This window comes from Streptomyces sp. NPDC039736 (genome assembly GCF_055596485.1).
Genome location: NZ_JBVIUQ010000008.1, coordinates 113,202 through 132,572 on the forward strand (window position 1 = coordinate 113,202; position 19,371 = coordinate 132,572).

General features: G+C 72.4%; 21 protein-coding genes. 11 read left to right on the forward strand and 10 right to left on the reverse strand.

Annotation, left to right across the window (positions count from 1 at the left end; translation table 11 throughout):
• Positions 1–87: 87 nt before the first annotated feature.
• Both ACZ56L_RS24750 and ACZ56L_RS24755 read left to right on the forward strand, forming a co-directional pair.
• The gene (locus tag ACZ56L_RS24750; protein WP_468689436.1) at positions 88–849 is read left to right on the forward strand and encodes an SDR family oxidoreductase; all 762 of its coding nucleotides are present in this window, start codon (positions 88–90) and stop codon (positions 847–849) included.
• A 221-nt stretch (positions 850–1,070) separates the two neighbouring features.
• Positions 1,071–1,664, forward strand: coding sequence for a TetR/AcrR family transcriptional regulator (locus tag ACZ56L_RS24755; RefSeq protein ID WP_471066425.1), 594 nt, complete (start codon positions 1,071–1,073; stop codon positions 1,662–1,664).
• A 12-nt stretch (positions 1,665–1,676) separates the two neighbouring features.
• Here the strand turns inward: ACZ56L_RS24755 and ACZ56L_RS24760 are convergent, their stop codons facing one another.
• The 8 genes from ACZ56L_RS24760 to ACZ56L_RS24795 all read right to left on the reverse strand — a co-directional run bounded on the left by ACZ56L_RS24760 (position 1,677) and on the right by ACZ56L_RS24795 (position 7,726).
• Positions 1,677–2,285: an acetate uptake transporter gene (locus ACZ56L_RS24760; protein WP_471066427.1), complete on the reverse strand. Its 609-nt coding sequence runs from the start codon at positions 2,283–2,285 to the stop codon at positions 1,677–1,679.
• A gap of 282 nt (positions 2,286–2,567) precedes the next feature.
• Complete coding sequence (locus tag ACZ56L_RS24765; RefSeq protein WP_471066429.1) at positions 2,568–3,782, reverse strand: acyl-CoA dehydrogenase family protein; 1,215 nt, start codon at positions 3,780–3,782, stop codon at positions 2,568–2,570.
• Positions 3,783–3,789: 7 nt separating this feature from the next.
• The gene (locus ACZ56L_RS24770; protein ID WP_468689442.1) at positions 3,790–4,821 is read right to left on the reverse strand and encodes a phosphotransferase family protein; all 1,032 of its coding nucleotides are present in this window, start codon (positions 4,819–4,821) and stop codon (positions 3,790–3,792) included.
• A 169-nt stretch (positions 4,822–4,990) separates the two neighbouring features.
• A complete protein-coding gene (locus ACZ56L_RS24775; protein ID WP_468689444.1) occupies positions 4,991–5,317 on the reverse strand; it encodes a DUF202 domain-containing protein in 327 nt (108 codons plus the stop codon).
• A complete protein-coding gene (locus ACZ56L_RS24780) occupies positions 5,314–5,742 on the reverse strand; it encodes a YidH family protein (RefSeq protein ID WP_345224559.1) in 429 nt (142 codons plus the stop codon). The genes ACZ56L_RS24775 and ACZ56L_RS24780 overlap by 4 nt, the downstream gene beginning before the upstream one ends.
• Positions 5,739–6,254, reverse strand: a complete 516-nt coding sequence (locus tag ACZ56L_RS24785) for an NUDIX hydrolase (protein WP_471066432.1) — start codon at positions 6,252–6,254, stop codon at positions 5,739–5,741. The genes ACZ56L_RS24780 and ACZ56L_RS24785 overlap by 4 nt, the downstream gene beginning before the upstream one ends.
• A gap of 27 nt (positions 6,255–6,281) precedes the next feature.
• Entirely contained in the window at positions 6,282–7,052 is a 771-nt protein-coding gene (locus ACZ56L_RS24790) for a glucose 1-dehydrogenase (protein ID WP_345224563.1), read from the reverse strand.
• A 29-nt stretch (positions 7,053–7,081) separates the two neighbouring features.
• Positions 7,082–7,726: a TetR/AcrR family transcriptional regulator gene (locus ACZ56L_RS24795; protein WP_401760901.1), complete on the reverse strand. Its 645-nt coding sequence runs from the start codon at positions 7,724–7,726 to the stop codon at positions 7,082–7,084.
• A gap of 291 nt (positions 7,727–8,017) precedes the next feature.
• Here ACZ56L_RS24795 and ACZ56L_RS24800 point away from each other — a divergent pair, with 291 nt between their 5' ends.
• A complete protein-coding gene (locus ACZ56L_RS24800; protein WP_471066435.1) occupies positions 8,018–9,793 on the forward strand; it encodes an FAD-binding dehydrogenase in 1,776 nt (591 codons plus the stop codon).
• Between the two features lie 70 nt (positions 9,794–9,863).
• Here the strand turns inward: ACZ56L_RS24800 and ACZ56L_RS24805 are convergent, their stop codons facing one another.
• Complete coding sequence (locus ACZ56L_RS24805) at positions 9,864–10,322, reverse strand: ASCH domain-containing protein (RefSeq protein WP_345224568.1); 459 nt, start codon at positions 10,320–10,322, stop codon at positions 9,864–9,866.
• A gap of 199 nt (positions 10,323–10,521) precedes the next feature.
• Here ACZ56L_RS24805 and ACZ56L_RS24810 point away from each other — a divergent pair, with 199 nt between their 5' ends.
• The 4 genes from ACZ56L_RS24810 to ACZ56L_RS24825 all read left to right on the forward strand — a co-directional run bounded on the left by ACZ56L_RS24810 (position 10,522) and on the right by ACZ56L_RS24825 (position 14,639).
• Positions 10,522–11,466, forward strand: a complete 945-nt coding sequence (locus tag ACZ56L_RS24810) for a hypothetical protein (RefSeq protein ID WP_345224570.1) — start codon at positions 10,522–10,524, stop codon at positions 11,464–11,466.
• A gap of 68 nt (positions 11,467–11,534) precedes the next feature.
• The gene (locus ACZ56L_RS24815; RefSeq protein ID WP_471066439.1) at positions 11,535–13,115 is read left to right on the forward strand and encodes an APC family permease; all 1,581 of its coding nucleotides are present in this window, start codon (positions 11,535–11,537) and stop codon (positions 13,113–13,115) included.
• Between the two features lie 269 nt (positions 13,116–13,384).
• Positions 13,385–14,050 (forward strand): molybdopterin-dependent oxidoreductase, encoded by a 666-nt coding sequence (locus ACZ56L_RS24820; RefSeq protein ID WP_401761029.1) that lies wholly within the window; start codon positions 13,385–13,387, stop codon positions 14,048–14,050.
• Positions 13,992–14,639 carry a cytochrome b/b6 domain-containing protein gene (locus tag ACZ56L_RS24825; RefSeq protein ID WP_471066442.1) on the forward strand — a complete coding sequence of 216 codons (648 nt, stop codon included), beginning with the start codon at positions 13,992–13,994 and terminating at the stop codon, positions 14,637–14,639. The genes ACZ56L_RS24820 and ACZ56L_RS24825 overlap by 59 nt, the downstream gene beginning before the upstream one ends.
• 60 nt (positions 14,640–14,699) lie before the next feature.
• Here the strand turns inward: ACZ56L_RS24825 and ACZ56L_RS24830 are convergent, their stop codons facing one another.
• A complete protein-coding gene (locus tag ACZ56L_RS24830; RefSeq protein WP_401760893.1) occupies positions 14,700–15,203 on the reverse strand; it encodes a gluconokinase in 504 nt (167 codons plus the stop codon).
• Between the two features lie 64 nt (positions 15,204–15,267).
• Between ACZ56L_RS24830 and ACZ56L_RS24835 the strand changes: the two genes are divergently transcribed.
• The 4 genes from ACZ56L_RS24835 to ACZ56L_RS24850 all read left to right on the forward strand — a co-directional run bounded on the left by ACZ56L_RS24835 (position 15,268) and on the right by ACZ56L_RS24850 (position 19,355).
• Entirely contained in the window at positions 15,268–16,050 is a 783-nt protein-coding gene (locus ACZ56L_RS24835) for a FadR/GntR family transcriptional regulator (RefSeq protein WP_345224579.1), read from the forward strand.
• Entirely contained in the window at positions 16,043–17,530 is a 1,488-nt protein-coding gene (locus tag ACZ56L_RS24840; RefSeq protein WP_468689459.1) for an amino acid permease, read from the forward strand. The genes ACZ56L_RS24835 and ACZ56L_RS24840 overlap by 8 nt, the downstream gene beginning before the upstream one ends.
• Positions 17,531–17,640: 110 nt before the next feature.
• Positions 17,641–18,726 (forward strand): S-(hydroxymethyl)mycothiol dehydrogenase, encoded by a 1,086-nt coding sequence (locus ACZ56L_RS24845; protein WP_401760889.1) that lies wholly within the window; start codon positions 17,641–17,643, stop codon positions 18,724–18,726.
• The gene (locus tag ACZ56L_RS24850; RefSeq protein WP_345224585.1) at positions 18,726–19,355 is read left to right on the forward strand and encodes an MBL fold metallo-hydrolase; all 630 of its coding nucleotides are present in this window, start codon (positions 18,726–18,728) and stop codon (positions 19,353–19,355) included. The genes ACZ56L_RS24845 and ACZ56L_RS24850 overlap by 1 nt, the downstream gene beginning before the upstream one ends.
• Positions 19,356–19,371 lie beyond the last annotated feature (16 nt).

The window sequence follows — 19,371 nt, forward strand, 5'->3', positions numbered from 1 at the left end:
CTCCGGATCTCCCGCGTGCACCCCTTTCCCCCTCCATACCGACTGGTTAGTCTGCTGGGGACGTCGGCATCGAGAGGCAGGTCCCGGATGGATGCGGTACAGGGCGCGACGGTCGTGGTCACCGGAGCGGGAGGCGGCATCGGAGCCGCCCTGGCCCGGCGGTTCACGGCCGAGGGAGCCCGGGTCGTGGTCAACGACCTGGACGCGGACAAGGCGCGGGCGGTCGCCGCGGAGATCGGTGCGCTCGCCGTCCCCGGGGACGCGTCGGGGATCGTCGAGGAGGCCCGCGAGGCCCTGGGCGGAAGGATCGACGTCTACTGCGCCAACGCCGGCGTCGGCTGCGGCGGCGACCCGTTCGCCGAGGACCTGTGGGAGCTGGCCTGGGACGTCAACGTGATGGCGCACGTGCGCGCGGCCCGCGCGCTGATCCCCGAGTGGGTGGAGCGGGGGAGCGGCCGGTTCGTGTCGACGGTCTCGGCCGCCGGGCTGCTCACCATGATCGGCGCGGCGCCGTACAGCGTCAGCAAGCACGGGGCGCTCGCCTTCGCGGAGTGGCTGTCGCTGACGTACCGCCACCAGGGCGTCGCGGTCCACGCGATCTGCCCGCAGGGCGTGCGGACCGACCTGCTGACCTCCGCCGGATCGGCGGGCGACCTGGTGCTCGCGCCCACCGCCATCGAGCCGGAGGACGTCGCGGACGCGCTCTTCGAGGGCATCGCGGCCGACCGCTTCCTGATCCTGCCGCACCCCGAGGTGGCCGACTACTACCGGGCCCGGGCGGGCGACACCGACCGCTGGCTCGCCGGGATGAACCAGCTCCAGCAGAAGTGGGAAGGGTCAGGACGGTGACCGGCGCCGCCGCGCGTCCACGTGCCCGCGCGAGGCGGTCGGCCTGCCGGAACCGCCCAGGACGGCGAGTGGGAAGATCGTCCGACGGGAACCGCGTTCCACGCACGAGTACGAGCACGAGTACGAGACAGCACGGGGCGCCCCGTACCAGACAGCACAGGACGCCCCGTACGCAACAGCACGAGACTTCTCACGCGCACAGGCAAGGCAGGTAGCGGCACATGGCCAGAACGACCGAACCCGGCGGCACTCCCGTTCCGCAGCGGCTGCTGGCCGCCGCCACCCGGCTCTTCGCGGAGCGCGGATACGACCGGACCTCGGTCCAGGAGATCGTGGAGGCGGCGGGCGTCACCAAGGGCGCCCTCTACCACTACTTCGGCTCCAAGGACGACCTGCTGCACGAGGTCTACGGCCGCGTCCTGCGCCTCCAGCAGGGACGCCTGGACGCCTTCGCCGACGCGGACGCCCCCGTCGAGCAGCGGCTGCGCGAGGCGGCGGCGGACGTCGTGGTCACCACCATCGAGAACCTCGACGACGCCTCGATCTTCTTCCGCTCGATGCACCACCTGAGCCCGGAGAAGAACAAGCAGGTCCGCGCCGAACGCCGCCGCTACCACGAACGCTTCCGGGCCCTGGTGGAGGAGGGGCAGCACACCGGCGTCTTCTCCACCGCCACCCCCGCCGACCTGGTGGTGGACTACCACTTCGGCTCCGTGCACCACCTCTCCACGTGGTACCGCCCCGACGGCCCGCTGACCCCCCAGCAGGTCGCCGACCACCTGGCGGACCTCCTGCTGCGGGCCCTGCGCCCCTGAGGGGGCGCGGCGTCAGCCGAGCGGGAGGACCTTCCGGCCCCAGGTCTCGTTCGTGACCGTCGCGAACGACGTGTACCAGGCGCACACCGCGCACACCAGGCCCAGCCAGCCGCCGACGTGCCCCAGCGTCACGTTCTGCGCCAGGTCCCCGAGCGCCAGGAACAGGAAGGTCAGGGTCAGGGTGACGAAGACGGCCCGGTGCGCGAGGTCCAGCTTCAGCGCCGCCACCGTCATGTACAGCGTGAAGACGAACCACGCGATCAGGAACAGTCCCGTCGCCAGGTGCGCGTCCTCCTTCGGCAGCCCCGGCACGACGAACTTCACGTAACCGGCGAACGCCATCCAGAAGGCCCCGTACGACACGAACGCCGTCGCCCCGAAGGTGTTCCCGCGCCGGAACTCGAACAGCCCGGCCGCGAACTGCGCCAGCCCGCCGTAGAACAGCGCCAGCGGCAGTACCACCGCGCTCAGGGCGGTGTTCGAGACCAGGCCCGAGTTGAACGCGCTGAGCACGAACGTGGTCAGCGCGAACGCGGCCAGCCCGAGCGGACCGGGGTTGGCGACCGCGACGGCCGCGGGGGTGGTCACGGGGACGGCGGAAGCCGTGGGGGCATGAGACATGGGACGGAACCTTCGCGTGGACGGCCTCGCGGAAGGCTTCAGATGCGAGGCCGAACGAGGAATGAGCCATCGAATTTACCGGTCGATTCAGGCTCAAACCGACGAAAAGCGGCCCCTGTGGCCGGGATCTCAGTCCCGCCCCGCAGGGGCCGCCCGACCCTGCCGCCGCGCCACAGGTCCTCGGGTATGACCCGGGCCGAAGGACCCCGGCGGACTCCGGCGGGCCCCGGTCGGCCGGGGCCCGCCGAGGGAAGCCCGCTCGGCGGCCCCCGGCGCGGAGCCCTACAGGTACTTCTTCAGCTCCCGCCGCGCCAGCGACCTCTGGTGGACCTCGTCCGGCCCGTCCGCCAGCCGCAGGGTCCGCGCCGCCGCCCACAGCTCCGCCAGCGGGAAGTCCTGGCTGACGCCCCCGGCCCCGTACAGCTGCACCGCGTCGTCGATGATCCGGAGCACCGCACGCGGCGTCGCGATCTTGATCGCCTGGATCTCGGTGTGCGCGCCCCGGTTGCCGACCGTGTCCATCAGCCAGGCGGTCTTCAGCACCAGCAGCCGCAGTTGCTCGACGCTCACCCGCGCGTCCGCGATCCAGTTCTGCACGACGCCCTGCTGCGCCAGCGGCTTGCCGAAGGCGGAACGGGCCACCGCCCGGCGGCACATCAGCTCGACGGCCCGCTCGGCCATGCCGATCAGGCGCATGCAGTGGTGGATGCGCCCCGGGCCCAGCCGCGCCTGCGCGATCGCGAAGCCGCCGCCCTCCTCGCCGACCAGGTTCGCGGCGGGCACCCGTACGCCGTCGAAGACGACCTCCGCATGACCCCCGTGGGAGTGGTCCTCGTACCCGTACACCTGCATCGCCCGGCGGACCTCGACGCCCGGGGCGTCGCGCGGCACCAGGACCATCGACTGCTGACGGCGTACGTCGGCGCCGTCCGGGTCGGTCTTGCCCATCACGACGAAGACCGCGCAGTCGGGGTTCATCGCCCCGGAGATGTACCACTTGCGCCCGGTGACGACGTACTCGTCCCCGTCCCGCTCGATCCGCGTCTCGATGTTCGTCGCGTCCGACGACGCCACCTCGGGCTCCGTCATCGCGAAGGCCGACCGGATCTCCCCGGCCAGCAGCGGCTCCAGCCACTGCTTCTTCTGCCGCTCGGTGGCGAACTGCGCCAACAGCTCCATGTTCCCCGTGTCGGGCGCAGCGCAGTTCAGGGCCGTCGGCGCCAACTGCGGCGAGCGGCCGGTGATCTCGGCGAGCGGCGCGTACTGGAGATTGGTCAGCCCGGCCCCGTACCGCGCGTCCGGCAGGAAGAGGTTCCAGAGCCCCTGCCGCCGCGCCTTGGCCTTCAGCTCCGCCACCACCGCGGGGGTCTCCCAGGGCGAGTCGAGCCGTGCCCGCTGCTCGTGGGCCACCGCCTCCGCCGGGTACACGTGCTCGTCCATGAAGGCGAGCAGCCTGCCGCGCAGCTCCTCGGTCCGTGCGTCGTACGCGAAGTCCATGAATTCCTCAGCCCTTCCGCAGGGTCGACAGGCCGTGCTGGATGAAGACGGGGACGAGTTCGCCGATCCGGTCGAAACCGGCGCCGACCGTCTGCCCGAGCGTGTAGCGGCAGTGGATGCCTTCGAGGATCACCGCGAGCTTGAACCAGGCGAACGCCGTGTACCAGTGCACCGCCGACACGTCCCGGCCGGACGCGGCCGCGTAGCGCGCGACGATCTCGTCGGTCGTCGGGTGCCCGGCCGCCGAGGCGGTGGTGGAGACGGGGGAGCCGGGAATGCCCAGCTCCGTCCCGTACATCACCAGCAGTCCCAGATCCGTCAACGGGTCGCCCAGCGTGGACATCTCCCAGTCGAGGACCGCCCGGATCTCGTCGTCGGGACCGCCGATGAGGACGTTGTCGAGCCGGTAGTCGCCGTGCACGACGGTGGGCGCGGGGGAGTCGGGCAGCTCGCGCCCGAGTGCGGCGTGCAGTTCGTCGATGCCGGGCAGGTCGCGGTTGCGGGAGGCGTCCAACTGCTTCCCCCAGCGCCGCAGTTGCCGGTCGAGGAAGCCCTCGGGCCGGCCGAAGTCGCCGAGCCCGACCGCGCCGGGGTCCACGGCGTGCAGCTCCACCAGGGTGTCCACCAGACGGAGCACGGCGGCGTGCGTCCGCGCGGGGCCCAGGGACGCCAGCTCCTCCGCGGTCCGGAACGGCGTGCCCGCCACGAACTCCATCACGTAGAACGGCGCCCCGAGCACCTCCTCGTCCTCGCACAGCAGCACCGGCGCCGGTACGGGCACGCGCGTCGGATGGAGCCCGCTGATCACCCGGAACTCGCGCTTCATGTCGTGCGCCGTCGCCAGTACGTGGCCGAGCGGCGGCCGGCGCACCACCCAGCGGGCCTGCCCGTCCGTGACGTCGTACGTCAGGTTGGAGCGCCCTCCCTCGATCAGCCGCGCGGTCAACGGGCCACCGGCCAACCCGGGCCGCTCCCGGTCCAGGTACGCACGCAGCCGCACTGGGTCGAGGCCCGGGGGGCCGGGGGGGACGGTGCTCATGGGAGGTACCTCCAGCGCGTGCGGCGATCGGTCCCGCCCATGATGCCGACCAGTCGGTATGCCGTCTACCCCCGCCCCCGCCCCGCCCCCACCGGCCGCGCGCCACCGCCCCGGCTGCGCGCCGCACCCCGCCCCGGCGCACGCGCCACCCCGGCCCCGCCCTCGACGCTCACCACACCACCGCCACCCCGAACCCCGCCAGCGCCACCCCGCACCCCACCACCACCCACGCCCGCCCCACCCCCAGCCCCACCGGCCGCGCCTCCCCCAACTCCCGCATCCGCCCCTGCGCGACCACCAGGAACCCGATCCAGGCCAACGCGCTCAGCGCCGCCCCGAGCAGCGCCGCCCCCGTCGCCCCGTCCCGCACCGCCTGCTTCGCCGCCAGCACCGCCACCACCGTCGCCGACAGTGTCGTCCGCCGCCATGCCAGCCGTGTCCGCTCCGGCTGGAGCCCCGGATCCCGCGCTGCCCCGCCCGGCGACGACGCGCTCACCCCGCCCACCCGAACACCACGACCACCACCATCGCCACCGCGACCACCCCCACCAGCAGGCTCAGCACCGTCGGGAAGCGCGTCACCGGCAGGTCCTCGCCCCGCCGCATCGCCCGCTCGCACCGCACCCAGTGGTTCACCGCCCGCAGCGCGCACAGCGCCCCCGCCCCCAGCAGGGCGAGGGCGAGCCCGACCCGCACCCCCCACCGCAGGTCCGGCAGGAACTGGTCCACCGCGAACCCGGCCCCCACCAACGCCAGCGCCGTCCGTACCCAGGCCAGGAAGGTCCGCTCATTGGCCAGCGAGAACCGGTAGTCGGGCGTCTCGCCCTCCTCCTGCACCCGCCGCGGCGCCACCCACAGCCGCAACCCGTCCCACAGCCCGTCCCTCAGCCCGTCCTTCGGTCCGCCCCGGGGCCCGCTCACCGGCGCGCGAGGAGTTCGTACGCGGCCAGCCCGTCCGGTACCCACTCCCAGCCGTCGGCGCCCCCGCCGGTCCGCCGGGCCAGCTCCTCCTCCGTCAGGAAGGCGTACCAGGCGACCTCCTCGGCCTGCGGGTCCACCGGCAGCTCGCACCGCACGTCGTACACGGCGCTCCACCAGCTCTGCCCGTCGGCGCCCTCGTACAGGAACTTCGTCAGCGGCACGGGCTGCGCGAGCCCGGACACCCCGAGCTCCTCCTGCGCCTCGCGCAGCGCCGCCGCGTCGTAGGACTCGCCCGCGCCCACCACACCGCCCACGAACATGTCGTACAGCGACGGATAGACCAGCTTCGTGGCCGTCCTGCGGTGCACGAAGATCCGGCCGTCGGCGTCCCGCACCCGGACGAAGGTGCAGCGATGACGCAGGCCCCGCGCGTACACCTCACCGCGCGGGGCCTGCCCGACGACCTCGTCGCGTTCGTCGACGACGTCCAGGATCTCTTCACTGGGGTTCATGGACCCCATCCAACAACAAGCAGTGGATCACTGACCCATGACGTACTTCACGGTCGGACCGGTCGTCCAGCCGCCGTCCACCGCCAGCTCCGCGCCCGTGACGTAGGACGCCGCGTCCGACAGCAGGAAGACGACCGCGCCCGCGATCTCGTCCGCCTCACCCACCCGGCCCATCGGCGTGTTCGGGTAGTTGCCCTCACCCTGCCGGATGCCGACGGAGGCCGTCATCGGGGTGTACGTCATGCCCGGGTGCACCGAGTTCACACGGATCCTCTGGGTGCCCAGCTCCACGGCGCCGATCTTCGTCAGGCCGCGCACACCCCACTTGGACGCGCCGTACCCGGCGGTCAGCGCCAGGCCCATCAGGCCGGCCGCGGAGGAGATGTTGACGATCGAGCCGCCGCCGCTGTCCCGCATCGCCGGGATGACGGCCTTCATGCCGATGAAGACACCGGTCAGGTTGATGTCGAGGACCTTGCGGAAGTGCTCGACCGACTCGTCCGCGAGGAACTGGCCGGTGGATATCCCCGCGTTGTTCACCAGGCCGTCGATGCCGCCGAACTCGGCGACCGCGTACGCCGCCACCCGCGCCCAGTCCTCCTCGCTCGTCACGTCGTGGTGCTGGAACCGGGCCCGCTCGCCCAGCTCGGCAGCGGTCGCCGCGCCCTCCTCGTCGAGCACGTCGGTGATCACGACGTTCGCGCCCGCGGCGACGGCTTGCCGGGCGGCCGCCGCGCCCAGGCCCCGGGCGCCGCCGGTGATGACGACGGTCTTGCCGGTGAGGTCGTTGTTGCTCATGGTGTGTTCTTCTCTCACGAGTGTGCGGTTCAGGAGTGTTCCGGTACGTGGGTGTGGGGCGCCCGGAGCAGGGCCGTCGTCGTCTCCACGAGGTCGGCGAGGAACACGTTCACCGAGGTCAGCGGCTTCCGGTCGGTCAGCAGTTGGCGGGCCCGGTCGGCGAGGGCCGCTCCGACGAGCGTGAGGGCCAGGTCCAGGCGCTCCAGCCGCAGCGGTTCGGGCAGCCCGTCGCGTACGAGCGCGGCCTCGATCCGTTCGATCAGCCGCCAGTACGCGGTGCCCGCCAGCGTCGGGTGCGGAGTCCTGGTGCGCACCCCGCTCTCGTGGCTGAGCTGCGCCGAGATCCGCAGGCAGCGCAGCCCGCGCGGGTCGGCCAGCTCGGAGGCCTCCGCCGCGACGAGCGCGGTCAGCAGGTCCCGTACGGGAGCGGCTTCGGGAACCTGCGCCAGCAGCGGCGCGAGCACCTGCTCGGTGCGCGCCTGCCGGCCGGCCATGACGGCGTCCAGGAGCCCGGCGCGCGAGCCGAAGTGGTACTGCACGGCCGACGGGTTCGCCTGCCCGGCCCGCTGCACCACGTCCCGCAGTTGCGCGCCGTCCACGCCCTGCGCGGCGAAGACCTCCTCTGCCGCGCGGACGAGCTTCTCGCGGGTCTCGGGTCCTGATGTCCTTGCCATGCGACCACTGTAATACTGGCCATTATTAAATGGCAATGCCGGACATCAATCGATCAATGTCCGGCATCAGAGCGGCCGACCGAGGGTGCGGGGGCGGCGCGGAGGGGAAGCGGGCGCGGGCCGGCCGTCCGCTCGGCGGCCGGCCGACACCTTCTGGGCGGCGGCCGTGCCCACCGCCTCGGCCGCCCCGCCCGGCATCGCCGGACGCCGGTTCGGCAGCGCCGTGCCCGCGGCCGGGAAGCGTACGGCCGAACGGTTGACTAGTTACTGCCGCGTACCGAAGATCGGGCCATGGATGCCAAGGGGAACGACGCCACCGGCCAGGACGTCACGGGCGGCTCGGGCGAGGCGGGCCGTGCCGGCCGTGCGGGCGACTCCGGTGGCCCGGGCCGCCCGGGCGACCCGCACCGCGCCGGTTACGACGCGGACGTCATCGTCATCGGCGCGGGCCTCGCCGGTCTCGTCGCCACCGCCGAACTGGTGGACGCCGGCCGCACGGTGATCCTCCTGGACCAGGAGCCCGAGCAGTCCATCGGCGGCCAGGCGCACTGGTCCTTCGGCGGTCTCTTCCTCGTCGACTCGTCCGAGCAGCGCCGGATGCGCGTCAAGGACAGCCGCGACCTCGCCCTCCAGGACTGGCTGGGCACCGCGGGCTTCGACCGCGCGGAGGACGCCTGGCCCCGCAAGTGGGCCGAGGCGTACGTCGACTTCGCGGCGGGGGAGAAGCGCTCCTGGCTGCACCAGCAGGGCGTCCGCTTCTTCCCGGTGGTCGGCTGGGCGGAACGCGGCGGCTACGACGCGAACGGCCACGGCAACTCCGTGCCCCGCTTCCACATCACCTGGGGCACCGGCCCCGGTCTCGTCGCCCCCTTCGAGCGCAAGGTCCGCGAGGGCGTCGCCCGGGGGCTCGTGACCTTCCGCTTCCGGCACCGGGTGACGGGCCTGGCCCGTACCGGGGGAGCGGTCGACACCGTCACCGGGGAGGTCCTGGAGGCGTCCTCCGCCGAGCGCGGCACGGCCAGCTCCCGCACCGTCACTGGTGACTTCTCGCTGCGCGCCCAGGCGGTGATCGTCACCTCCGGCGGCATCGGCGGCAACCACGACCTGGTCCGCGCCCAGTGGCCCGAGCGCCTGGGCGCCCCGCCCGAGCACCTGCTCTCCGGCGTTCCCGCGCACGTCGACGGCCTGATGCTCGGCATCACGGAGGCAGCCGGGGCCAGCCACATCAACCGCGACCGGATGTGGCACTACACCGAGGGCATCCAGAACTGGAACCCGATCTGGGCCAAGCACGGCATCCGCATCCTGCCGGGCCCCTCCTCCCTGTGGCTGGACGCGCGCGGCAGGCGGCTGCCCGTCCCCCTCTTCCCGGGCTTCGACACGCTCGGCACGCTCGACCACATCATGAAGACCGGCTACGACTACACCTGGTTCGTGCTCGACCAGAAGATCATCGGCAAGGAGTTCGCCCTCTCCGGCTCCGAGCAGAACCCCGACCTGACGGGCAAGTCCGTGCGCGGCGTACTCGACCGGGCCAGGACCGCCGTCCCCGCCCCGGTCAAGGCGTTCATGGACCACGGCGCCGACTTCGTCGTCGAGAAGGACCTCGCCTCCCTGGTACGCGGCATGAACGCCCTCACCAAGGAACCCCTCATCGACGAGGCCGGCCTGCGCCGCCAACTCGTCGCCCGCGACCGCGAGATGGCCAACCCCTTCACCAAGGACCTCCAGGTCACGGCGATCCACGGGGCGCGCAAGTACCTCGGCGACAAGCTCATCCGCACGGCCGCCCCACACCGCGTCCTGGACCCGAAGGCGGGCCCGCTGATCGCGGTACGCCTGCACATCCTGACCCGCAAGTCCCTCGGCGGCCTGGAGACCGACCTCTCCTCCCGCGTCCTGACCCCGGACGGCACTCCGCTGCCCGGCGTGTACGCGGCGGGCGAGGCGGCGGGGTTCGGCGGCGGCGGCGTCCACGGCTACCGCTCGCTGGAGGGCACGTTCCTCGGCGGCTGCATCTTCTCCGGGCGGGCGGCGGGACGGGCGGCGGCCCGCGAGGTCGTGTAGCCCTGGGGGGCGTGCCCGCCCCTCGGCGCCGGGGGCGGCCGGTCCCGTCCCGTCCGGGCCCGCCCGCTCCCTAGGTGCCCAGCACCTCCACCACCCGGAACCTCTCCGCCACCACCATCGTGTCGTCGTCCACGACGAAGTCCGGGTCCCCCAGGGCCTCCCGCATCTCCTCGCCGTGCCAGAACGCCTCGTGCCCCGCCCGCCACTCGGCCACCGACGTGTGCCCCTCACCCTCGTCCAGCGCGTGCTGGAGGTCCACGTCGCCCAGCCTCAGCACCCGCACCTCCGTGATCTCCAGCACCGCCACCTCCCGCCCCGCCGAGTCGATCAGTGCCGAGCGCTCGCCCACCGGCGGCAGTTCCTCGTCCTCCGCCTCGAACTCGCACAGCAGGCCCGTCGTCGACACCTTCCGGCCCGCGAGCACCGCCGCCACCAACTGGTCCCGCAGCGGCCCCGGCATGGCCAGCAGATACGGCGGGAGCGGCGCGCGGACGCCGGCGGCACCGGCGGAATTCTGATGGTCGTCCATGCGCCCAGACTAGCCACGGCGACCGTGCGACGAGCCCCCTGCCTGGCCCGATGTCACCGACCGTCACCCCAACCGCCCTGCCGTCGCCGCCAGTTCGACATCGACCCGACATGATCCGGCTTGACGCGGAGCAACCCCTACCGCTTTGCTGTGCGTGATCAAAGGCTCACTTGTCGCGCGTCGTGGAGGTACCCCGCGGATGGCCCCTCCTCCGCCCCTTCTCCGTCGCCGTCGCGGCGAACAGCCGCCCGACCCTGCCCTCGACGACACCGAACTCATCGAAGCGCGCGAGCAGTTGGGTCAGGGCAGATGGACCCGGGTGCGCTCCCTCCTCGCCCGTACCGGCGACGACTGGGACCGCCGCGGCCACCGCCTCCTCGTCCTCGCCGCCCCCAAGGGCACCCTGGCCTGGGCGAAGGACTGGCTCATCGCCGAGCCCGAGAGCGCCGACGCCGCAGCCCTGCTGGCCTGTGCCGAAACCCAGGCCGCCCTGCTCGGCAAGGGCTGCCCCGACCGCGCCCGGCAGTCCTGCCGCAAGGCCGCCGGGCTGGTCCCCGAAGACCCCACGCCCTGGCTCGCCCAGCTCCTCCTCGCCCGCCACCTCGGCACCGAGGACGAGGTCACCCAGCTCTACGACCAGGTCAGACTGCGCCACCCCGACCACCACCACGCCCACCACCTGATCATCGCCCGCCTCGCCGAGCGCCGCCCCGACATAGGGCAGGACCCCCTCCACGAGGTGTACGACTTCGCCGCCTGGGCCGCCGAACAGGCCCCCGCCGACTCCCCGCTGGCCGTGCTGCCCGTGATCGCGCACGCCGAGCGCTACCGCGCGCTCGCCGTCGCCGGGCAGATCCCGGCGGAGCCGGAGCTGTCGGGGCACTGGTCGGGCCGCCGCGCCCGGCAGGCCATGAAGGCGGCCTTCGACTGGTGGCTGGAGTGGGAGCGCGAGGACCACCCCCGTTCCCGCGTCGACCTCAACTACCTGGCCCACGCGAAGTTCTGCGAGGGCCGCCACGCCGAGGCCGCCGCCCTGTTCCACCGGATCGGCCCGCACCGTACGGCCGCCCCGTGGTCCTACCCCGACCGGGACCCCTACCAGGCCTTCCGCGCCGCGCGCGGCGTCGTACTCGGAGACGCCTGACCCACCAGACGCACGTCCAGCACCACCGCACCCCCTCCACCCGCCTATCCCGAAGGGAAGACCCCGCGATGGCCACGGGCAGTTCACCCACCCGCACGACCCGAGAGACCGCCAGCGGCGACGCCGGAATCAACACCTACAAGGGCGAGGAGGGCGCCCTGCGCGCCGGCCGCCTCGGCACCCTCGGCCTCCTGCTGTCCGTCCTCGCCGCCAGCGCGCCCCTCATGGTCGTCGCCGGTGTCATGCCCACGATCTTCGGCGTGATGGGCGTGGTCGGCCAGCCGCTGCTCTTCCTGATCCTCGGCGCGGTACTCCTGCTCTTCAGCGTCGGGTACGCCGAGATGAGCCGCCACGTCCACAACGCCGGCGCGTTCTACGCCTACATAGCCCGCGGCCTCGGCGCCACCGCCGGCGCCGGAGCCTCCCTGGTCGCCCTCGTCGCGTACAGCGCGATGCAGGTCGGCATCTTCGGCATCCTCGGCTTCGAGCTCTCCGGCATCTTCGCCACCTACCTCGGCCTCAAGGTCTCCTGGTGGGTCTTCGCCGTGGTCTGCGTCCTCCTCATCGGCTTCCTCGGCTGGCTGAAGATCGACCTCAACGCCAAGGTCCTCGGCGTGCTCCTGCTCATCGAGTGCCTGCTCGTCGTCGTCTTCGACATCGCCGCCGTCGCCGAGCCCGCCAAGGCCACCGGCCTGTCCTTCGCGGCCTTCGACCCGTCCACCCTCACCGGCCCCGGCGTCGCGCTCGGCACCGCGCTCTGCTTCTCCATCGCCGCGTTCGTCGGCTTCGAGCAGGCCCCGGTGTACGCCGAGGAGACCCAGCGCCCGCACGTCATCGTCTCCCGGGTGATGTTCCTCGGCGTCGCCTACTCGGCGATCTTCCTGGCCCTCAGCTCCTGGGCCGTCAGCGTCGCCGCCGGACCCGACAAGGTCTCGAAGCTGGCCACCGACCAGGGGCCGGGCATGCTCTTCACCCTGGTCCAGGAACGCCTCGGCACCACCTTCACCGACGTCCTGCACATCCTCTTCGTCACCGGCATGTTCGCCGCGCTGCTCAGCTTCCACAACGTCGTCGCCCGCTACTCCTTCGCGATGGGCCGCGAAGGCCTCCTCCCGGCCGCCTTCGGCCGTACCAGCAAGACCAGCGGCGCCCCCGCCACCGGCTCCGTCCTCCAGTCCGTGATCTCCCTGATCGTGGTGCTGGCCTTCGCGCTCACCGACGACAAGCCGATCGACGACCCCACCACCCCCGTCCTCCACCTGTTCACCTGGATGGGCAACGTGGGCGCCCTCGGCGTGATCCTCCTCATGGCGGTCGCCTCGTTCGCCGTGATCGCCTTCTTCGTACGACGCGGGGCGGGCGCGGCCCAGAAGTGGCGGCTCCTGTGCTCCGGCCTCGCCGGAACCGCCCTGCTCGGCATCGCGGCCTACACGGTCAAGGACTTCGCCAAGCTGGTCGGCGCCGAGTCCGGCTCCGCGCTGACCTGGATCCTGCCCGCCATCATCGGCGTCACCGCGCTCGGCGGCCTCGCCTACGGAGCCGTCCTCAAGGCCAGGAAGCCCGAGGTGCACGCCCGCATCGGACTGGGCAACGAGGCCTTCCAGCTCGACAAGGCCGCCGGCACGGCCCCGGGGACCACGGGCCGCTGAGCCCACCGGGGCGGGGGCGGCGGCCCGCACACCGCCGCCCCCGCCGCGTCCGCCCGTCATGACGAAAGTCTGACGTCCGCGCGCGAACCTTTGCGCCCGGGACCCGCGAGTGCTCGAATCGAGGGGTGACCCCCCAACCACCGGACCGGCCCGCCCCGTTGCCACGGCCCGCACCCGGACCGCCCGCCGAGCCCGCGTCGCCCCCGACCGCACCGCCCGCGCCCGAGCCGTCCCGCGGCGCGCCCGTCGGCCGCCGCCTGGTCCTCGGCATGCTGGGCCTCGGCGCGGCGGGAGTGGCGGCTGCCCCGTACGTCCAGGAGGGCGTCGACTCCTTCCTCGGCGCGGCGGCGGGCAAGGACCCCACCGGCATCACCGGCCTCCTCCCGAACAGCAGCGGCTTCCGCTACTACTCGGTCGCCGACTCCGTCCCGAAGAAGACCCCCGCCACCTACCGCCTCGACATCGGCGGCCTGGTGGACCGCCCGGCCGCCTACACGCTGGCCCAGCTCCGCGCCCTGCCGCAGACCCGCGTCGTCCGCGACGTCCAGTGCGTCACCGGCTGGCGGGTCCCCGACACCCCCTTCGAAGGCGTACGCCTCTCCCACCTGCTGGACCTCGCCGGAGTCAAACCGGCCGGCCGGGCCCTGCGCTTCCTGTGTTTCGACGGCACGTACAGCGAGAGCCTCACCCTGGACCAGGTCCGCCGCGACGACGTACTGGTGGCCCTGAAGATGCAGGACAGGGACCTCCCGCACAGCCACGGCGGCCCGGTCCGCCTCTACGTCGCCCCCATGTACTTCTACAAGTCGGCGAAGTGGCTCTCCGGCATCAACGTCACCGACCGGGTGCTGCCCGGCTACTGGGAGGAGCTGGGCTATGACGTCGACGCCTGGGTCGGCAGGTCCAACGGACGCACCGACACCCCGACCGTCTGAACCCCCCGCCCGCGTACGGCGCTTCACCCGCGCCGAACGCCTCGTCCACCGCGCGACCGCCACCCTGGCCCTGCTGTGCGTCGCCACCGCCGCCTGCCTCTACCTCCCCTCCCTCGCGGAACTGGTGGGCCGCCGCCACCTGGTGGTCACCGTCCACATCTGGACCGGCCTGCTGCTCCCGGCCCCCTACCTGCTGGGCCTGGCCTCGCGCGCGTTCCGGGCCGACCTTGCGCTGCTGGCGCGCTTCACCGCGTACGACAGGGAGTGGCTGCGCGCGGTGCGCGGACGCCGCGGCCACCGGCCGGCGGGCAAGTTCAACGCGGGCCAGAAGCTGTACGCGGGCTGGATGGCGGGCGCGGGGCTGGTGATGCTCGGCACCGGGCTGCTGATGTGGTTCACCGGCCTGGCGCCGCTGAGCTGGCGCACCGGAGCCACCTTCGTCCACGACTGGCTCGCCCTCGCCGCGGGCGTCGTGATCGCCGGGCACCTGTGGATGGCCCTGACCCACCCCGAAGCCCGCACCGGCATGCGCACCGGCACGGTCGACCGATCCTGGGCCGAGGACGAACACCCGCACTGGGACCCCTGAGCCCACGGGGCCCGGCAGCCCCCCGCCCACCGGCGCCCCTCCCGCCCACCGGCGGCCCCCCTACAACTCCCGCAGCGCCTTCACCGCCCGCTCCACGACCTCCTCCGGCGTCCCCTCCACGCCCACCGTCACCCCGTACTCGTCGCGCCCGAGCCCCTCCAGCGCCGCGAACTGCGAATCCAGCAGCGCCACCGGCATGAAGTGCCCCCTGCGCTCCCGCATCCGCGCCCCGATCAGCTCCCGCGACCCCTCCAGATGGACGAACGCCACTCCCGGCGCCGCCCCCCGCAGCCGGTCCCGGTACGCCCGCTTCAACGCCGAACAGGTCACCACACCGCCCGCCGCGCCCCGTTCCCGGGCCCAGGCCCCCACCCGGTCGAGCCAGGGGAGGCGGTCCGCGTCCGCCAGGGGCACCCCGGCGGCCATCTTCGAGACGTTCGCCGCCGGATGGAAGTCATCACCCTCCGCGTACGCGACGCCCATCCTTTCCGCCAGTAATGTCCCGATTGTGGTCTTCCCTGTACCCGCCACACCCATGACCACTACCGCGTGTGAGAAATTCATCAGCGAGCCTCTTCCTGTCTGTTCACTCTTGACGCACCAGTAACAAGGTCCGAGCATTCTCCGCATGGTCTTGTCAGACAGCCGGACAACCCCCGGCGGAGTCCCCGCGGGCGGCGCCGCTGCCGACGGCGACCCCCTGCAAGGGCTTGTGCCCCGACGCGTCAGCGCCACCGACGTCGTCCTGGCGCAGTTGCGCGCCGCCATCGAGTCCGGCGAACTGGCCGTGGGCGACAAACTCCCCACGGAGGCGGAGATCGGCCGGCGCCACGACGTCAGCCGCTCCGTCGTCCGCGAGGCCCTGCGCACCCTCCAGGCCCTCGGCCTGACGGTCTCCCGCGCGGGCAAGGGCACCTACGTCCGCTCGTCCGGGCCGAACCCGGTCTTCGGCTCGTACTCGGCCCGTGACCTGCTGGAAGTACGCCGACATGTGGAGATCCCCGTGGCGGGGTACGCTGCTTCGCGCCGCACCCGGGACGACATCGACCAGCTGCTGAGGCTGGTCGAGAGCATGGAGCGCGAGACCGACCCCACCGCCTGGGTGGCGCTGGACTCCCTGTTCCACCTCACCGTCGCCGGAGCCTCGGGCAACCCCGTCTTCCAGAAGGTCATCGAAGAGATACGGGACGCCCTGGCGCGGCAGTCCAGCTTCCTCAACCAACTCGGAGACCGACGACGCCAGTCGGACGCCGAGCACCGGGCCCTGGTCGAAGCGATCGTCGAGGGGTCCGAGGGGGCAGCCGTGCACGCCATGGCCGCCCACCTCGAACGCGTCGAGTCCGCACTGCATTCGATCGTGCGCCCCGGTACCGCACATCCCCCACACGAAGGCGAAGCGATACATGAGTGACCGCACCCGCACTGCGGCAGTCGACACCGCCCCGCCGTCCCCTCCCTCGACGTCACGCCACGTCGACCCGGGTGACGAGGGTTACAGCAAGGACCTCAAGTCCCGGCACATCAACATGATCGCCATCGGCGGCGCCATCGGCACCGGCCTGTTCCTGGGCGCCGGCGGCCGCATGGCGGGCGCGGGCCCCTCCCTGGCCATCGCCTACGCCGTCTGCGGCGTCTTCGCGTTCTTCGTCGTCCGCGCCCTCGGCGAGCTGGTCCTCTACCGGCCGTCCTCCGGCGCGTTCGTCTCCTACGCCCGCGAGTTCATGGGCGAGAAGGGGGCGTACACGGCCGGCTGGATGTACTTCCTGAACTGGTCGACCACCGCCGTCGCCGACATCACCGCCGCCGCGACCTACGCGCACTTCTGGGCGATGTTCAGCGACATCCCGCAGTGGATCCTCGCCCTGATCGCCCTGTCCATCGTGCTGACCGCCAACCTCATCTCGGTGAAGTACTTCGGCGAGATGGAGTTCTGGTTCGCGATCGTCAAGGTCGCCGCCCTCGTGGTCTTCATGCTGATCGGCATCTACCTGGTGGTCACCCAGACTCCGGTCGACGGCCACACCCCGGGCTTCTCCACCATCTCCGACGGCGGCGGCATCTTCCCGATGGGCGTCCTGCCGATGCTGATCGTCATCCAGGGCGTCGTCTTCGCGTACGCCTCGGTGGAGCTGTGCGGCGTCGCCGCGGGCGAGACCGAGGAGCCGCACAAGGTGCTCCCCAAGGCGATCAACTCCATCATGTGGCGCGTCGGCATCTTCTACGTCGGCTCGGTCGCCCTGCTCGCCCTGCTGCTGCCGTACACGGCCTACAGCGACAAGCAGAGCCCCTTCGTCACCGTCATGGACAAGATCGGCGTGCCGGGCGCGGCGGGAATCATGAACCTCGTGGTCCTCACCGCCGCCCTCTCCAGCCTGAACTCCGGCCTGTACTCCACCGGCCGCATCCTGCGCTCGATGTCCCTGGCGGGCTCGGCCCCGAAGTTCACCGGCCGGATGAACAAGGGCCAGGTCCCCTACGGCGGCATCCTGCTCACCGCGGGCTTCGGCGTCATGGGCGTCGCGCTGAACTTCTTCGTCCCCAAGAACGCCTTCGAGATCGTCCTGAACTTCGCCTCGATCGGCATCCTCGGCACCTGGGCGATGATCATGATCTGCTCGCTGCTGTTCTACCGCCGCTCGAAGGAGGGCCTGGTCGAGCGCCCCTCGTACAAGCTGCCCTGGGCCCCGTACACCCAGATCGTCACGCTGGTCTTCCTCGCCTGCGTCCTGTTCCTGATGTGGTACGGCGGCGGGGACGGCCGCAAGACCGTGTACTGCCTGCCGGTCATCGCGGCGGCCCTGGTCGGCGGCTGGTTCGTCGTACGCCGCCGGGTCACGGCGATCGCGGCACAGCGCACCGAGGAGTCCGTGCCGCTGTCCGGGAAGCCCTGACCCCCACCCCTCGCCCCGCAGTCGGCCGTCTCTCCCCGGGGAGGCGGCCGATCCGCGTATCGTCGGACGTATTACGAGGTCAGCAGCCCAGAGGTCAGAAAGGACCCCAGATGCCACAGCAGGTGCGCGGCGTGATCGCCCCCGGCAGGAACGAGCCGGTGCGCGTCGAGACGATCGTCGTCCCCGACCCCGGCCCCGGCGAGGCCGTGGTGCGGATCCAGGCCTGTGGCGTCTGCCACACGGACCTCCACTACAAGCAGGGCGGCATCAACGACGACTTCCCCTTCCTCCTCGGCCACGAGGCGGCGGGCGTCGTCGAGTCCGTCGGCCCGGACGTCACCGACGTCGCCCCCGGCGACTTCGTCGTCCTCAACTGGCGCGCGGTCTGCGGCCAGTGCCGGGCCTGTCTGCGCGGCCGCCCCCAGTACTGCTTCGCCACCCACAACGCGAAGCAGCGGATGACCCTGCTCGACGGCACCGAGCTGTCCCCGGCGCTGGGCATCGGCGCCTTCGCCGAGAAGACCCTCGTCGCCGCCGGCCAGTGCACCAAGGTCGACCCCTCGGTCTCCCCGGCCGTCGCGGGCCTCCTGGGCTGCGGCGTCATGGCGGGCATCGGCGCCGCGATCAACACCGGCCAGGTCGGCCGCGGCGACTCGGTCGCCGTCATCGGCTGCGGGGGAGTGGGCGACGCCGCGATCGTCGGCGCCCGCCTCGCCGGCGCGGCGAAGATCATCGCCGTCGACATCGACGACCGCAAGCTCGCCACCGCGAAGTCCATGGGCGCCACCCACACGGTCAACTCGACCTCCGCCGACCCGGTCGAGGCCGTCCGCGAGCTGACCGGCGGCAACGGCGCCGACGTCGTCATCGAGGCGGTCGGCCGCCCCGAGACGTACAAGCAGGCGTTCTACGCCCGCGACCTCGCCGGCACGGTCGTCCTGGTCGGCGTCCCCACCCCCGAGATGACCCTCGAACTGCCCCTCCTGGACGTCTTCGGCCGCGGCGGCGCGCTCAAGTCCTCCTGGTACGGCGACTGCCTGCCCTCCCGCGACTTCCCGATGCTGATCGACCTGCACCAGCAGGGCCGCATCGACCTGGCCGCGTTCGTCACCGAGACCATCGGCCTCGGCGACGTGGAGAAGGCCTTCGCGCGCATGCACGAGGGCGACGTCCTGCGCTCGGTGGTGACCTTCTGATGGCCGTGCGCATCGACCACCTCACCACCTCGGGCACCTTCTCCCTGGACGGCGGCACCTGGGACGTCGACAACAACGTCTGGATCGTCGGCGACGACACCGAGGCGATCGTCATCGACGCCGCCCACGACGCGGACGCCATCCGCGCCGCCCTCGGCGGCCGCACCCTGCGCGCCATCGTCTGCACCCACGCGCACAACGACCACATCGACGCCGCCCCGGCCCTCGCCGAGGCCACCGGAGCGCCGATCCTCCTCCACGAGGACGACCTCCCGCTCTGGAAGCAGACCCACCCCGACCGCGCCCCGGACGGCTTCCTCACCGACGGCCAGGAACTCACCGTCGCGGGCGCCGCCCTCACGGTCCTGCACACCCCCGGCCACGCCCCGGGCGCGGTCTGCCTCTACTCCGAGCCCCTGGCCACGGTCTTCACCGGCGACACGCTCTTCCAGGGCGGCCCGGGAGCCACCGGCCGCTCCTTCTCCCACTTCCCGACCATCATCGACTCGATCCGCGACCGCCTCCTCACCCTCCCCGGGGAGACCGCCGTCCGCACCGGCCACGGCGACCCCACCACCATCGGCGCGGAAGCCCCGCAACTCGCCGACTGGATCGCCCGCGGCCACTGACGCCCGCACCCCACGA